The following is a 16,038-nucleotide window of genomic DNA, read 5'->3' as shown; positions in this document are numbered from 1 at the left end:
TCAGAGGGCGGGTTCCATCCGCTCGTGGATCTCGTCAGTCACCGAACGCACCAGGCCCTGGGAGAGGTGGCTGTTGTCGTTATAGGTGATGGCGCCGCCGAGCACCGCGTAGCAGGTCTCCTCGTCCTCGTCGCAGACCAGGTCCTCGGTGCCGACGAAGTGGTAGTTCTGCTCGTCGGCGAAGATCTCTTCGGACTGGGTCAGCCACCGGTCGCCCACGCGGGTGTCTTCGAGGTCGTCATGGCAGGCGGTGAGGTCGTCCCGGTTGACGTCCACGCATTCGGGAAGCGTCTCATCCTCGTTGCGCTCTTCGTTCATACGCGGGACCTCGCCGAAGACCACCACCTCCTTATCCGCGTCCAGCCAATACTGGATGGGGGTCAGCATGCTGGCCCCGGTGGAGGAGTCTCCGACGCCCTCGGGCAGGTCGACCTCTTCCTCAGGATCGCCGAACTCACTGTGCTTCTGGGAGCCGGCCACCACGACGGTGTCGATCTCCTCGTCTTCAGCCACCCGGTCCAGGATCTCCAGGTTGGCCTCCCCGCAGGGATCCTCACCCTCGGAGAGGGAAGCGCGCGGGGAACAGGCTGAGCGGGTCATGACCAGCAGCTGCTGGTTCTCCTGCTGGGCGATCTCATCCAACGCGGGCAGCCACATCGTGGCGTGCGAGTCGCCGAACACCGCAATGGTGCCCTCAGCGTCCTCCTCCTCGACTCCGAGCCAGCATTCGTGCAGACCTGCCTCCTCGGCCTCGGCCTGGCAGTCCGGGTAGACAGGTTCCTGCGGCTGCTGGGCCACCTCGGCCGGTGAAGGATAGAGCCCCATGTCGCCCTCTGGCGGAGTGCACTCCTGCGGATTCTCCAAGGCGCGGTAGCCGTAGCAGGGGTGATCCTCAGAGAGCCCCGGCTCGTGGAAGCCCTGTTCCTCCTGCTCCACCGTCCAGTAGGCGGTCGAGACGACCACGGCCATGCCGGCCGCGGCGGCGGCCAGAGAGCGCCAGGTGGGCAGGATGATCTTGGCGTAGCGCAGCGGCTTCTCGAAGTATTCGGTGCTCAGCGCAGAGATCACGATGATTCCTCCGATCAGGAGCACCTGGACGGGCAGCCGCTCGGCCCCCTCATGCACGTGGGGGGCCATCACCACCACAGGCCAGTGCCACAGGTAGATCGCGTAGGACCAGTCTCCCAGTTTGGTCGCAGGCCTCAAGGACATCCACCAGTGCATCCCAGTGCCCTGCTGCTTGCCGCCGCAGAGGATCATCAGCACAGTGCCCAGCACAGGCAGCAGCGCTGTCCAGCCTGGGAACGGGGTCTGATCGTCGTAGAGCACAGCAGAGGCCAGCACCATGGCCAGACCCAGCCAGCCCAGCAGATTGCCCCAGGCGCCGGTGAACTGGCGCGAACCCATGATCAGGGCCAGCAGACCGCCGGCGGCGAACTCCCAGATGCGGGTCGGAGTGACGAAGTAGGCCTGCGCCTGGTCCTGGGCGGTGTACCAGATAGAGAACACCAGCGACGCCGCGGCCAGAAGCCCCAGCGTCCAGAGGAAGAGCCGGCGCACTGTGGGCTCGGCGAGCTTCTCACGGCCCTTCAGGATCAGTGCCGCCACGGCCAGGACCAGGGCCAGCAGCAGCGGCCAGAGCACGTAGAACTGCTCCTCCACCGACAGCGACCAGAAGTGTTGGACGGCTGTGGCGCCCTGATCCAGCTTGGAGTAGTCCACCGAATCCTCAGCGAGGATCCAGTTCTGGACGTAGAGGGTGGAGGCGATGATCTGCCGGCGTGCTGCCGACCACTCGGTGCTGGGCATGACCAGAACCGTCAGCACGGCGGTCAGCAGCAGCACCAGCAGGCTCAGCGGCAGCAGCCGGCGGATGCGGCGGGCCCAGAACCGACCCAGACGCACGGCACCGCGAGTGGCCGCCTCTTTGAACAGGTGGGCGGTGATCAGGTAGCCGGAGATCACGAAGAAGACGTCGACGCCGACGTAGCCTCCGCTGAGGCGCCCCGGCCAGAAGTGATAGATCACCACCAGAAGGACGGCCAGGGCGCGCAGTCCCTGGATCTCCGGCTGGAAAGCTGCCCCGCGGCTGCCGCGGTCCTGCACTGTGGCTGCTGAGGCCGGTGGGGCGTCCGGGGTCCTGGTCCGTGTCCGCATAACTGATTTACTGTAACCGGTCGTGCTTGCTATAGAGTCAAGACGCGCGTTTCGACCTGCAGAATTGAGGCCACGTTGAGCAGAGAGTTCTCCACCGTCGCGGTCATCGGACTGGGCTACATCGGCCTGCCGACCGCTGCCATCCTCGCCGATCACGGGGTGAACACCATCGGAGTCGACGTCTCCGCCGGCACCGTCGAGGCGGTCAACCGCGGCGAGGTGCCCTTCGTGGAGCCCGGGCTGCGCGAGGTCCTCGAACGAGCAGTCGCCTCCGGGCAGCTCAGCGCCCAGGACCGCACACCGGCAGCAGATGCCTACATCGTGGCGGTCCCGACCCCGTTCACCGATACCCACTCGGCGGACCTGAGCTATATCGAAGCCGCCGCCGACGGCATCGCCCCGCAGCTGCGCGGCGGTGAACTGATCGTGCTGGAGTCGACCTCCCCTCCAGGGGCGACCGAACACATGGCCGCCCGCATCCTGGCCTCCCGCCCAGACCTGAGCACCGATGCCTCCCGTGCGGATCATCTGCTGGTGGCCCACTGCCCGGAACGGGTGCTGCCAGGCAAGATCATGGAGGAGATGATCACCAACGATCGGATCATCGGCGGGATCACCCAGGAGGCCGCCGAGGCGGCGAAGACCCTCTACCGCAGCTTCTGCCGGGGCGAGATCCTGCTGACCGGTGCGAAGACCGCAGAGATGGCCAAGCTGACCGAGAACAGCTTCCGTGATGTCAACATCGCCTTCGCCAACGAGCTCTCGGTGATCTGCGATGAGCTGGACATCAACGTCTGGGAGCTCATCGAGCTGGCCAACCACCACCCGCGGGTCAACATCCTCCAGCCCGGCCCCGGGGTCGGTGGACACTGCATTGCGGTGGATCCGTGGTTCATCGTCGATGCAGCCCCCCAGCAGGCCAATCTGATCCGCGCGGCCCGCGAGACCAATGACGCCAAGCCGACCTGGGTGCTCAGTCGCATCGAGGATGCCATCGCTGAGTGCGGACAGGATGCGACAGTCGCGCTGTTGGGGCTGGCGTTCAAGGCCAACATCGATGATCTGCGCGAGTCCCCTGCTCTGCAGATCGCCGAGTCGCTGGCGCTGCGTGCCCCGCAGGCGAATCTGTTGGCGGTGGAGCCGCATATCGATCAGCTGCCGGCCTCGCTGGCTGGGGCTTCCAATGTGCGTCTGGCCCAGACCGAGGAGGCGATCGCGGCTGCCGATGTGGTGGTGCTGCTGGTCGATCATGACGTGTTCAAAGCCATCCCCGCCGAGCAGCTGGGCGAGGCACGGCTCATCGACTCCCGGGGCGTCTGGCGCTGAACCGCCTCCGGGCGGGCTGCCCTCCTCGTCAGCCCCGCCCCTGAGCCCAGCACTGGATTTCGCTGCGCCTGTGCCAGACTGGTGGAGTGGATTTCGACGTACTGATTCTCTTCATCATCCTTGCCCTCGTCCTGGCCGGCGTGCTGGGCTTCTTCCTGGTGCAGGGCGGCAAGATCCTGCCTGCCGAGAAGCGCCGGAAGTACAGCTCGCAGCGGGATGAGGATGACCTCCCACCCGACGACGACGCGGAGACGGCCGCAGAGGAGCCCGCGGACGACGGCGACACATTGGTCGCCGAGCCGGAGGAGCCTGAGGCGGAGGCCGAACCCGCCGCACCCGCCGCACCCGAGGTCGAGACTCCGGAACCGGTGGCCGGCCGTCTGGCCCGGCTGCGTGCCCGCCTGGTCAAGTCCAACAACGTCTTCGGCAAGTCCCTGCTGGCTCTGCTGTCTCAGGACAAGGTCGACGACGACGTCTGGGACGAGATCGAGGAGACCCTCCTCATGGCAGACCTCGGCACTGAGCCGACTCTGGAACTGGTGGACAAGCTCAAGGAGCGCGTCACCGTCGAGGGCACTCAGGACGCCGCGAAGGTCAAGGACTTGCTGCGCGAGGAGCTGACCGCGCTCATCGACCCGTCCCTGGACCGCCGCCTCACGGTCACCGCCGAGGGCCGCCCAGCCGTGATGATGGTGGTCGGCGTCAACGGCGTGGGCAAGACCACCACGGTGGGCAAGCTGGCCCGTGTGCTCGTGGCCGAGGACAAGACCGTGACCTTGGGCGCGGCCGACACCTTCCGTGCCGCCGCCGCCGAACAGCTGACCACCTGGGGATCCCGCGTGGGTGTGCCCACCGTCAAGTCGGACACAGAAGGCGCAGACCCGGCGTCCGTGGCCTTCGAGGCGGTCACCGCAGGCATCGAGAACGAGTCCGACGTGGTCATGATCGACACTGCAGGGCGCCTGCAGAACAAGGCCAACCTCATGGACGAGCTCGGCAAGGTCAAGCGCGTGGTCGAGAAGAAGTCCGAGGTGGACGAGGTCCTGCTGGTCCTGGATGCCACCACCGGGCAGAACGGCCTGAACCAGGCCAAGGTCTTCTCCGAGGTGGTCGACGTCAGCGGCATCGTGCTGACCAAGCTGGACGGGACCGCTCGCGGCGGCATCGTCGTGGCCATCCAGCGTCAGCTGGGTGTCCCGGTCAAGCTGATCGGACTCGGTGAGGGTCCCGATGACCTCGCACCATTCGAGGCGGAGAAGTTCGTGGACGCCCTGCTCGAGGGCTGATCAGCGACGCACCACAACATCACATCAGACAGCCCCCGGAGGGCCGCAGCAGGGTCTGAGGACCACTGACCTGCGGCGACCCGGGGGCTGTTCTGTCAGCAGAGGCGGACCCTCGGATAACTTTTACGTTCCGGAAACATCGACGCGCTCGTTGTGAAACACGTCAGGACCACGATGGAACCCAGTTAGCGCCGATGAGGTACATCGGTGCACGACGTTTCCTGGAGGGACACATGGAAATACCTGACGTTGTGTGGGTCGTCGTCGCAGGTGCTCTGGTTCTGTTCATGACACCTGGTCTGGCGCTGTTCTATGGGGGTCTGACGCAGACGAAGTCAGCCGTCAACATGATGATGATGAGCTTCGCGGCCATGGGCCTGGTCTCCATCGTCTGGGCCCTCTGGGGCGACGGCATCTCCTTCGGCGGTTCGATGGCCGGAGGCCTGTTCGGCAACCCGGCGGACAACTTCGCCCTCTACCCCTCCCTCGAGGCTGGGGGAGACACCCTGGTGTGGGTCGGCTTCGGCGGCACCTTCGCCATCATCACCACCGCACTGATCTCCGGTGCGATCGCCGACCGCGTGAAGTTCTCCGCCTGGATGATCTTCGTGCCCATCTGGCTGACTCTGGTCTACGCTCCCCTGGCTCACTGGGTCTGGGGCGACGGCGGCCTGCTGGTCGAGGGCGGCATCATCGGTGACGCCGTGGGCGAGGCAGTCGACTTCGCCGGCGGCCTGGTGGTCCACATGTGCGCCGGTCTCGCCGCACTGGCCCTGGTGCTGGTCATCGGTCCGCGCAGCCACTTCGCGCCGGTCAAGCCCCATAACGTCCCGTTCGTTCTGCTGGGCGCCTCCATCCTGTGGTTCGGCTGGTTCGGCTTCAACCTCGGTGAGGCCGCCGACGGCGCGCAGATGTCGCTGAACTGGATCAACACGATGCTCTCCCCGGCCGCCGCTCTGGTCGCCTGGCTGCTCACCGAGTGGGCCCGCGGCAAGAAGCCCACCCCGGTGGGCGCTGCCTCCGGCATCGTGGCCGGCCTGGTCGGCATCACTCCGGCCGTGGCCTTCGTCTCCCCACTGGGCGCGATCATCCTCGGCGCCGTGGCCGGCATCCTGTGCTGCTTCGCCGTGGACTTCAAGTACGGCAAGTATGACGACACCCTCGACGTGGTCGGACTGCACTTCGTCGCCGGCCTGTGGGGCACCATCGCCATCGGCCTGTTCGGCCGTGAGGAGCTCATCGACGACGGTCGTGCCGGCATCTTCCTGGGCGGCGGGTTCGACCTGCTCTGGGCTCAGATCGTGGCCTGCGTGGTCACCCTGGTCTTCGCCTTCGTCGCCACCTACATCATCGGCATGGTCATCCATAAGACCATCGGATTCCGCGTGGATGAGGACGTCGAAGAGGGCGGCATCGACGCAGTGGCCCACCAGACCGAGGCCTACGGAACTCTGCCGACTCCTGCTGCCACTCAGCAGTGACCTATGGCTCGGCAGTGACGTCCGGTTCGGCAGCGATGTCGGGCTGAGGGCAGGATCACTCGCACGCTGAGAGGGGCCGGGAGCCGATCTGATGATCGGTTCCCGGCCCCTTCTGCGTCCTCGGCAGCTTCAGCGCCTGCGGGGTCTCCCCGTCCCGTACGAGTGACTAGGCCGAGCGCTGCATGGTCTCTGGGGCCCTGCTCCAGGCCGCCGCGCCGATCATCAGGATCACTCCGGTCAGGGCGAAGGCCCAGACGAAGCCGAGGTGGTCCACGATGAGTCCGGCCACCAGCGGGCCGATGATCGCCCCGAGGTCCTGAGTCATCTGGAAGACGGAGACCACCGGTCCCCCGTTGCGTCCCTGGCCGACCACATCGGCCAGCGCAGCCTGCTGGGCCGGTACCACCAGGCCGGTGCCGGCACCGGCGATCGCGCTCAGCAGCAGAAGGGTCCAGGGCTCGGGCGCCAGTCCCAGGAGTCCGGTGGCCACCGCCGCGATGATCAGCCCACACAGGATGGGCGGTCTGCGGCCCCAGCGATCTGAGCGCCGGGAGAAGGTCAGCACTGTGGCCACATTGCCGGCGGCGAAGACGGCCAGCACCAGACCGGCCAGCTGACCGGGCTCAAGCCAGGGGTTCTCCGTGAACCATGCGCTGCCGGCGAAGGCTGAGGCGGCGAAGAGCGGGATCACCGAGTTCCGCAGGCCGAAGGTGGCCCAGCCGTTGGCGAACCCTGCGGTGAGTGCCGCCCGGTAGCCGCGCACGCTCCACGCCTCGGCCAGGGTGGCCTTCTCCCGCGTGTCTCCGGTCTTCCCGTCGACCAGCCGAGACTTCCGCAGCATCACGAAGACCACCAGCGCCGCCACCACCAGTGCCGCTCCATAGACCAGGAAGGGGACGTGCGGTCCGAAGACCAGCAGACCTGATCCCACCAGGGGCCCGGCCACATTCCCGAACAGGAAGGCCGAGGCGTAGGCTCCGGAGACCTTACCGCGGATCTGCGGGGGCGCCTTGCGCGCCAAGAACGTCATGGCGGAGACGGTGAAGAAGGTGGAGCCGATGCCGCCGAGAGCGCGGAAGATCAGCAGCAGCTCATAGGTGGGCGCAAAGGCGGTGGCGATCATGGAGGCCGCCACGATCAACAGGCCGATGGTGTAGACCGGGGTCTCGCCGAGCATCTGGGTGAGCTTGCCGGAGGCTGGTGCGAAGAGCAGCCTGAACAGACCGAAGGCTGAGACCACCGCGGAGACGGCCATGGCTGAGACGCCGAAGTCGGAGGCGTACTGCGGCAGGATGGGTGCCACGATGCCGAATCCGATGGCGACGATGAACGCCGCAAAGATCATGATCCGCAGTTCGGCGGGGATGGGGATGCGGGTACCTTCAGCCTCAGTAGTCACATCGACTGGACAACGCCCTCAGACCGTCTCTTGTTCCTGCTCCCGTGACGCCATCTTCTGTGACACCACCCGGGTGGAGCCGTCCTGACGCATGGACACGCCGTAGAGCGCGTCGGCGATCTCCATCGTGCGCTTCTGGTGGGTGATGACGATCAGCTGCGAGGAGGCCCGCAGCTCTTCGAAGATCACCAGCAGCCGCGAGAGGTTGGTGTCGTCCAGGGCCGCCTCGACCTCGTCCATCACGTAGAACGGCGAAGGCCGCGCCTTGAAGATCGCCACCAGCAGCGCCACCGCCGTCAGGGACCGTTCCCCGCCTGAGAGCAGCGAGAGCCGGCGGATCCGTTTGCCGGGCGGACGGGCGTGGACTTCGATGCCGGTGTTGAGCATGTCTACGGGATTGGTCAGCTCCAGGCGTCCTTCGCCGCCGGGGAAGAGCCGGCCGAAGACCCGCTCGAACTGCACCTTGGTGTCCTCCCACGCCTCGGTGAAGACCCGTTCCACGGTCTGATCGACGTCGGCGATGATGTCCAGCAGGTCCTGCTTGGACTTCTTCAGGTCGGTCAGCTGCTCCTGCAGGTAGGTGTGGCGCTCCTCCAGGGCGGCGTGCTCCTCCAACGCCAGGGGGTTGACCTTGCCCAGGGCTTTGAGATCTCGGCGTGCCTTCTCCAGACGCTTCTCCTGCTCAGCCCGCACATAGGGGGTCCCCTGAGGCTCGCCCTCTGCCGCGTCCTCACCTGATTCGGCATCGCCAGTTTCGGCATCGGGGTCAGGGATCGGCTGGTCCGGACCGTAATGCTCGATGAGGTACTCGGGCGTCAGGCTGAGCTCGTCGCGTCCGCGCTGTTCGGCGGCCTCCAGCGCCAGGCGCAGCTCGGTGCGGGTGAGCTCGGCCTGGTGCAGCCGGCCGGTGACGGCCTCGAGCTCCTCCGCCTCTCCGGAGCGCGCCTGCCGCAGAGTGCGCAGCTGCTCGGTGAGCTGCTGGTGCTGCTGCTGAGTGGCGTCCTGAGCCGCGCGAGCCTGGTCCAGCACTGAGCTGAGACGCTCGACGGCGGCCTCAGCCTCGGCCTGGACGGCCTCAGCCTCCTGGCCCCGCTTGTTCCGGGCCTCGGCGATCTTCTGTGCCTGCTCCCGGCGGTGCTCCTCCGCTTGGGCGCTGCGCCGGAACGAGGCGGCCCGCTCGAGCATCTGCTTGTGCTGCTCCTCGGCGGCGCGCAGAGCCAGCCGAGCGTCGACCTCCTCGCGCCGTCGGGCGGAGGCCTGTTCGGCCAGCTCATCGCGCAGCTGTGTGGAGGGATCCTCTTCGATCTCCTCGTTCTGCGCGGCCTCCAGCCGTTGGGTGACCTCCTGGAGCTGCTCCTCGGCGTCCTGCTCGGCCTGAGCCGCCTCGGCGATCTCTTTCTGCGCAGAGCTGATGCGTTCCTCGGCGCGGGAGACCTCGGCGCTGAGCTGGCCCAGCTGCTCGGTGATGGCGCTGAGCTCGGCGTCGTTGGCGTGGAGGGCCCCCATGGCCTCGTCCACCTTCAGCTCGGCCGCAGCCACCTCCGCTCCTGAGCTCTCGGCCTGCTGGGTGACCTTCTCCAGGTCCTTCTCGGCCTGCTCCAGCGTGGCGGTGAGATCGTTGATCTGGGCGGTGATGGCCAGATCGGAGTTCTCCAGCGCCGTACCGCCGATCCGCTCACCGGCCCGCAGGATGGTCCCGTCTGCGGTCACGGCTGTGGAGACCTCGGGCTGCTTCAGCAGAGTCTGGGCACTGGGCTGATCGGCGCAGAGCACGACGCCGGTCAGTGCGGTCCGCAGCGGGGCGGCCAACTCCTCGGGCACCGTGATGGCATCCAGCGCCCAGAGCGCACCGTCCACCTCTGCGGGCAGGGAAGGCAGCTCGGGGGCTGCGGAGGCGCCGGGCTCCGGGTAGACCAGGTGGGCGCGACCGCCGTCCTGCTCGGCCAACCAGTCCAGAGCCCGGGCGGCGGCGTCGGCGTCGGCGGTGATCAGCGCAGTGTCCAGGGAACCCAACACTGCGGCCAGGGCCTTCTCCCAGCCGGAAGTGAGGGAGAGCTTCTCGGCCAGGGAAGATTCGATCCCCTGGGCATAGTCCTTCTGCAGGGCGGCCGCACCGTCCCGCGGGGTCCGGGCGGCGGAGAGCCCGGAGAGGCGTGCACGGTCCTCGCTGACCACATTCTGGAGGCGGCGCTGTTCAGCCAGCAGCTCGTCATGGCGCTGGCGCAGGCCGTCATAGCGCTGCTGGGCGGATTCGTAGGCGGCGTCGAGGCTCTCCTCGCCGGTCTCGATGCCGACGACCTTCTGCTCCAGCTCGGCGAACTCGGAACGGGCCCTCTGCTGGGACTCCTGAGCCTGTTCCTGCTGCTCCAGGGCACGGCGTCGCCGGGATTCGGCAGCATCAATGCGCCCCTGAGCGGTGTCCGCCTTGCCCTGGAGGGTGGCCAGGCCCGCCTTGCGGTCGGCCACGGCACGCAGCTGTTCGGTCAGCCGGGTCTCCTCGGCCTTCAGCTGAGTCTCCGCCTGCTCTCGCTGGGCCGTGATGCTCTCCAACCGAGCGGCGGCGTCATCGACTTCGGCCTTCTGCTCCTGGGCCTGAGCCGTGACCTGCTCGGCCTGGGCCCGCAGGTCCTCCGGGTCCCGCCCGGAGGTGTCCACCACAGCGGAGGCGTAGAGGCTGCGGGCGCGCTCTGCGGCCAGGGAGGCCACCGAGCGCAGCCGCTCCTGGACCTGCTCCAACCGGTGATGGCCGCCCACCAGCTTCTCGCCACGCTGGCGCAGAGCTTCGGCCTGCTGTGAGAGTGCGGAGATCTCGGCGTCCTGGCGCTCCAGGGAGTCCTTGAGCTCGGCGGCGCGGGCGCGGTCGGTCTCCTCCCCCTGACTGGACTCGTTCAGGGCTGTGGCGGCCTGAAGCAGGTCATCGGCGATGAGCCGCGACAGGGCATCGCGGACATCGTGTTGGATCCGCTGGGCGCGACGCGCCACTTTGGCCTGCCGTCCCAGCGGGGCCAGCTGCCGGGAGATCTCGCTGATCAGGTCTTCGAGTCGGTCCAGGTTGCCCTGCATGGAGTCGAGCTTGCGGACGGTGCGCTCGCGCCGGCGTCGGTGCTTGAGCACGCCGGCGGCCTCTTCGATGAAGCCGCGGCGCTGTTCTGGAGTGGCGTGGAGGATCTGGTCCAGCTGTCCCTGGCCGACGATCACGTGCATCTCCCGGCCCAGGCCGGAGTCGGAGAGCAGCTCCTGGATGTCGAGCAGGCGGCACTTCTGGCCGTTGATGGTGTATTCGGAGCCGCCGGTGCGGAACATGGTCCGGCTGATGGTGACTTCGGTGTACTCGATGGGCAGGGCGCCGTCGGTGTTGTCGATGGTCAGGCTGACCGAGGCCCTGCCGAGGGGCTGGCGCTCGGCGGTGCCGGCGAAGATCACATCCTCCATGGACCCGCCGCGCAGGGTCTTGGCTCCCTGCTCACCCATCACCCAGGCCAGAGCGTCCACCACATTGGATTTTCCCGAGCCGTTGGGGCCCACCACTGCGGTCACGCCGGGCTCGAACTCGAAGGTCGTGGCAGAGGCGAAGGACTTGAAGCCGCGGACGGTGAGGGTCTTCAGATGCATGGAGGGGTGATCACACCTGCGGGTCGAAGTCGTCCAGGCGGGGCCCCAGATCGAAGAGCTTCTCAACAGCCGCGACAGTCCGGGCAGCCGCCTGACCGTCCCCGTACGGATTCACCGCATTGGCCATCGCCCGATACGACTCAGCAGAGTCGAACAGATTGCAGACCTCCTGAACCACACGCTCCTCATCAGTACCGATCAGCCGCACCGTACCGGCATCAACCGCCTCAGGACGCTCCGTGTTCTCCCGCATCACCAACACCGGCTTACCCAACGACGGCGCCTCCTCCTGGACCCCACCAGAATCAGTCAGCACCACCGTGGCCAGATTCATCAACCGCGTGAACTCCCCATACGGCAACGGCTCAGTGACGATCACATTGCTGTGCCCAGCCAGGGCCGGCAGGATCGCCTCACGCACCACCGGATTCCGATGCGCCGGCAGCACGATCAGCTTCTGCGGATACGCATCAGCCAACCGAGCCAACGCCCGGCCCACACCCTCCATCGCCGCACCCTGATTCTCCCGACGATGGGTAGTCACCAACAGCACCTCACGGCCCGAGGCCGCAGCCTCCTCCAGCTGCGGATCCGAGAAGGGCACCTGCTTCTGAGCAACCTCCAGCAGAGCATCGATGACCGTATTGCCGGTGACCACGATGTCCTGCTCCGGCAGCGACTCCCGCAGCAGATTCGCCTTCGACTGCGAGGTCGGAGCCAGATGCAGCGAAGTGATCTGCGAGGTCATCTTCCGATTGGCCTCCTCCGGGAACGGAGAGAACAGATCGAACGAGCGCAGACCCGCCTCGGCATGGATCACCGGAATACCGCTGTAGAAGGCCGCCATCGCCCCAGCGGTGGTCGTAGTGGTATCACCCTGGACGATCACCGCATCAGGCTTCTGCGCGGTGAAGAGCTCATCAAGGCCGTTGACCGTGCGGGTCAGCACCCCGTTGAGGGTCTGGCGGGGCTGGATGATGTTGAGATCATGATCAGGCACGATCCCGAAGAGCTCATTGACCTGATCGAGCATCTCCCTGTGCTGACCGGTGACAGTCACCTCACAGTCGAAGTGCTCACTGGACTGGAGCGCTTTGACGATCGGGGCCATCTTGATCGCCTCGGGCCGGGTGCCATAGATCGGCATGATCCTCTTCATGCCGCCAGTCTATTAGGGCCTTCCCGCGGGCCCGGTACGGACACGGCGTCAGGACCGGACTGCAGTGCCGGATGCCTGCAGCATTAGACTCGGGACACGGCTCGCACGCCCCTTGTCCGGCTGAGCCTCCTCACCCTTCGACCAGACAGGAGCCGCCTGTGCAGTCCCTCGCCCTGGGTCCTGTGCGCGTCATCCATTTCAACCCAGAGCGCGTCATCCCGACCGACCCTGCCTTCCCGGAGAAGACTCCGCTGAACAACTTCGGCGACGTCTTGGGCCCAGAGCTGGTGCGCAGGATCCTCATCTCCCGAGGCATCACCTGGGACTCGGATGTGGACGCTGCACACGACCTGCTCTCTGTGGGATCGATCCTGCATTTCTCCCGTCCCGGAGCACATGTCTGGGGCAGCGGGGTGAACGGCAAGGCTCTTGAGAAGCGGTATCGCCTGGAGGGAACTCAGGTCCACGCCGTCCGTGGTCCGCGGACGCGAGCCTTCCTGCAGGAGCAAGGCCTGCAGGTGCCTGAGATCTACGGTGACCCGGGCCTGCTCTGTGCGCAGCTCTTCCCCCGTAAGGAACTCGGCGACCCGTTGTTCCATTCCGATGTCACCATCGTGCCAAACTTCCACGACTACCCCGCTGTGGCGCATCTGCCCAATGTGCTGAACCCGCGCACCCCGTTGGAACAGTGCCTGGCCACTCTGGCGCACAGCAGGTTCGTCATCGGCTCGTCCCTGCACGGAACGGTGGTGGCTGAGGCCTATGGCGTACCTGCCCGCCCGGTCGCCTCTGACGTCGAGCCTGAGTTCAAGTACCGGGACTATCTCGAAGGGACCGGTCGTCCGCAGGCCGAAGTCGCCAAGGATCTCGAGGAGGCGCAGCGACTGGGCCCGCTGCCCGCCCCAGAGTTCGACGCCGACGCTCTGCTGGCCGCGTTTCCTGCACACCTGTGGGAGGAGACGGACTCCGACGCCCCCGCCGTGGCGCCGGATTCAGCCGAGTCCCCGTTGTTATACTCGGCGGCGCAAGACGCCGCTGCAGCGGGCCGAACTGAGCCCCCAGCGCCGGCCGGCACCGCAGCTCCAGACCGAAAGGCCTTCTCCATGTCTACCCTCTCCGGGACCATCCGCCGCGGACTCTCCGTCGGCCGACGCATCGCCCGGAAGGTCACATCGCAGGGACCCGCGCAGAAGACGGCAGAGCCCGCGGCCACGAACCCAGCGGTGACTGAGCGCCGTCTCTTCATCGGTCACACCCGTTTCAGCGTCCACCAGCACGGGTCCGGCTACTTCAACGCCACCCGTGACAGCAGCCGAGGCGCCGGCTTCAGCGAGAAGGAATACACCGACTGGCTGTACAGCGATGCCCGCCTCGCACCCCGCACCGAGATCTTCACTCAGCTCTCCCTCCCCCAGCTGGCCAAGGCGGCTGAGCACCACGACGTCGTCCACTTCGTCTCGTTCTCCCCCTCGCTCCCGCAGGAGCACAAGCAGCAGCTGATCGACGCGGCTCAGAAGTACGACTTCCTGGAGCTCAACGAGACGAAGAACGCAGTGAGCTCCACGCCCTCCAAGACTCTGGTCCGCCGCGCGCTGCAGAAGCACAACGTCACCGACGCACCCTTCGGTGTCTACCGGTTGGACGACGACGACCTGCTCTCGGTCAACTACTTCTCTCAGATGGCCCCCTACGTCACGCCTAAGCACATCGGTTGGTGGGTCTCCTTGGGAAGCGGCATCTCGGCCATCCGCATGGACGGCGAGTTCACGTTCGCCCGGGACTACTACTACCCCAAGAGCGCATTCGGGCCCATGGCCATCTGCGCCCAGGACACCGACGGTGAGATCCTGAACCTCAAAGCCCCCAAACACACGATCCTCGACCAGTACAACCCGACGATCATCGACTCCCGCGAACCCGCTTTCTTCCATATCAGGCATGAAAGCCAGGACAGCACCGTCGAAGGCGAGGTCCGTCCGTTCTACCCGGAGGCCATGGGACGCATTCTCAGCGAGGGCCCTGCCGACCTCGACAAAGTGGCTGAGCTCTTCCCGCTGGTGGCGGACAAGACCACTCTGACCCCCGGCCCCGAGGGCCGAGACGTCCAGCTGCAGGCAGCATGCACTCTGGAGCGCCCCGGATTGGACTTGTCCTGGGACCAGCAGGGCCCGCTGAGTCTGCAGGTGGTGCCGGCAGGCGGGAAGTCGTTGAAGCCCAACCAGATCCAGGTGCGCCTGACCCTCGACATCCCTGAAAGCCAGCGTGAGGTCCACCAGAAGTTCCTGTCTGCGGCCAAGCTGCGCTACTCCGAACGCGACGGCACCTACTGGCGCTATATGCCGAACAAGTCCAGCGGATTCGGGCATGTCCTTCCCATCGAGCCCCCTGCCGGGGTCAACGTGACCTCTGTCCGCCTGGTCCCGGACAAGGCGGAGACCATCGAGCTCGACGAGATCGTCGGATACCCGTTGCCTCCGCGACGCGCCTGAGCCGAGGTCTCGCCATGGATCCCGAGGTCAGGACATACATCGCGGAACAGCTCTCCGGCGTCTCGCCCACCGATTACGGCGGGCGTCGGGCCGACGCGCCCAGCGCGCTGCTGAGTCGAGCAGCCCGGCGCCAGCGGCTCAGCATCCAGAACGTTCAGGGAAACCTCTACGTCTTGGGGCGTGGAAGCCGCACCGTCGGCGGCTTCGAGATCAACCAGACCTCGCTGGCCAGCGAACAAGCCCGCCTCAGCGCCTCAGACATCGACCTGGGCAAGCGCTTCCTCAAGTCCGCGGGGATCGCAGTTCCCCGGGGACGAGCTTTCTCCCCACAACAAGGCGAGGAGGCTCAGTCATACCTGAAGTCGCTGAACCGGCCTGCGGTGGTCAAACCAGCCTCCGGCCAGTCCGGTGCCGGAGTCTCCCTGGGGGTCACGGCCGAGTCAGATGTGGGAGCTGCCTGGAACCTGGCCCTCCAGGCACGTCAGCTGGGGACCCCGGATGCCAGCGACCAAGTCGTCATCGAGGAACAGTGCTCCGGTATCGACCTGCGCGCGTTCGTCGTCGGAGAGAAAGTCGTCAGTGCGCTCATCCGGCTGCCGCTGTTCGGCGTCGGCGACGGGAAGCGGACCACTGATCAGATCTTCCGAGCCGCAGAAGAGGCACGCAGCCTTCACCCGCTCTTCGGCCGTTTCGCGCCCGATCTTCTGACCCCAAGCGAGGAGCACGGCGGGATCGCAGATGAGGTCAGCCGCACCGGTGAGATCTACCAGTTCTCCGCGGGAGTCAATATGCGCCTCGGCGGCGTCACCGTCGATGTCACCGCCGGACTGGGGTCGGCCCTTCGGGAACTGGCCATCGAAAGCTGCTGGGCGGTCCCCGGATGCCGCGCCGCAGCAGTCGACCTCCTGGTCCCCGACCTGGAGAGCACTGACGGCGCACACGTGCTGCACGTGAACACCCGCGCCAGCATCGCCGTACACCACTACCCCTGGATCGGTCGCGGCCGTCCTGTGGCCGACTCTCTGGTCCAGGGCATGATCAGCCGCTCAGGAGCTTGAGATGACGCTAGTCTCCCAAGGCGCCCGAGCAGTCCGTCGACTGTTCCACAGAGACCGTTCGGCCCGTCTCT

At 66.6% G+C, this 16,038-nt stretch carries 9 protein-coding genes; 5 read left to right on the top strand and 4 right to left on the bottom strand.

All coding sequences use genetic code 11. The features are described 5' to 3' along the window. Nucleotides 1-2,157, bottom strand: a complete 2,157-nt coding sequence (locus JOF45_RS04695; RefSeq protein ID WP_210048203.1) for an acyltransferase family protein — start codon at nucleotides 2,155-2,157, stop codon at nucleotides 1-3. A 75-nt stretch (nucleotides 2,158-2,232) separates the two neighbouring features. Between JOF45_RS04695 and wecC the strand changes: the two genes are divergently transcribed. From wecC to JOF45_RS04680, 3 genes are all read left to right on the top strand, one after another. Continuing rightward, on the top strand, nucleotides 2,233-3,483 hold the full coding sequence (gene wecC, locus JOF45_RS04690) for a UDP-N-acetyl-D-mannosamine dehydrogenase (protein ID WP_210048202.1): 1,251 nt from the start codon (nucleotides 2,233-2,235) through the stop codon (nucleotides 3,481-3,483). Nucleotides 3,484-3,569: 86 nt separating this feature from the next. Continuing rightward, a complete protein-coding gene (gene ftsY, locus JOF45_RS04685; RefSeq protein WP_210048201.1) occupies nucleotides 3,570-4,769 on the top strand; it encodes a signal recognition particle-docking protein FtsY in 1,200 nt (399 codons plus the stop codon). A 233-nt stretch (nucleotides 4,770-5,002) separates the two neighbouring features. Next, the gene (locus tag JOF45_RS04680; protein ID WP_245324132.1) at nucleotides 5,003-6,250 is read left to right on the top strand and encodes an ammonium transporter; all 1,248 of its coding nucleotides are present in this window, start codon (nucleotides 5,003-5,005) and stop codon (nucleotides 6,248-6,250) included. Between the two features lie 166 nt (nucleotides 6,251-6,416). On the opposite strand, the gene JOF45_RS04675 is transcribed toward JOF45_RS04680, so the two are convergent. The 3 genes from JOF45_RS04675 to wecB are packed head-to-tail and all read right to left on the bottom strand — an operon-like array spanning nucleotide 6,417 to nucleotide 12,420. Beyond that, nucleotides 6,417-7,649, bottom strand: a complete 1,233-nt coding sequence (locus tag JOF45_RS04675; protein ID WP_342591388.1) for an MFS transporter — start codon at nucleotides 7,647-7,649, stop codon at nucleotides 6,417-6,419. Between the two features lie 18 nt (nucleotides 7,650-7,667). After that, the gene (smc, locus tag JOF45_RS04670; protein WP_210048199.1) at nucleotides 7,668-11,261 is read right to left on the bottom strand and encodes a chromosome segregation protein SMC; all 3,594 of its coding nucleotides are present in this window, start codon (nucleotides 11,259-11,261) and stop codon (nucleotides 7,668-7,670) included. A 10-nt stretch (nucleotides 11,262-11,271) separates the two neighbouring features. Then, on the bottom strand, nucleotides 11,272-12,420 hold the full coding sequence (gene wecB / locus JOF45_RS04665; RefSeq protein WP_210048198.1) for a non-hydrolyzing UDP-N-acetylglucosamine 2-epimerase: 1,149 nt from the start codon (nucleotides 12,418-12,420) through the stop codon (nucleotides 11,272-11,274). Between the two features lie 158 nt (nucleotides 12,421-12,578). Between wecB and JOF45_RS04660 the strand changes: the two genes are divergently transcribed. Continuing rightward, on the top strand, nucleotides 12,579-14,909 hold the full coding sequence (locus tag JOF45_RS04660; protein WP_210048197.1) for a glycosyltransferase: 2,331 nt from the start codon (nucleotides 12,579-12,581) through the stop codon (nucleotides 14,907-14,909). 14 nt (nucleotides 14,910-14,923) lie between these two features. Further along, nucleotides 14,924-15,967: a hypothetical protein gene (locus tag JOF45_RS04655; RefSeq protein WP_210048196.1), complete on the top strand. Its 1,044-nt coding sequence runs from the start codon at nucleotides 14,924-14,926 to the stop codon at nucleotides 15,965-15,967. The last annotated feature ends 71 nt before the right edge of the window (nucleotides 15,968-16,038 follow it).

This window comes from Nesterenkonia lacusekhoensis (assembly GCF_017876395.1).
GTDB lineage: Bacteria > Actinomycetota > Actinomycetes > Actinomycetales > Micrococcaceae > Nesterenkonia > Nesterenkonia lacusekhoensis.
Note: the sequence above shows the minus strand (reverse complement) of the source record. Positions and strands in the feature narration are given on the sequence as shown.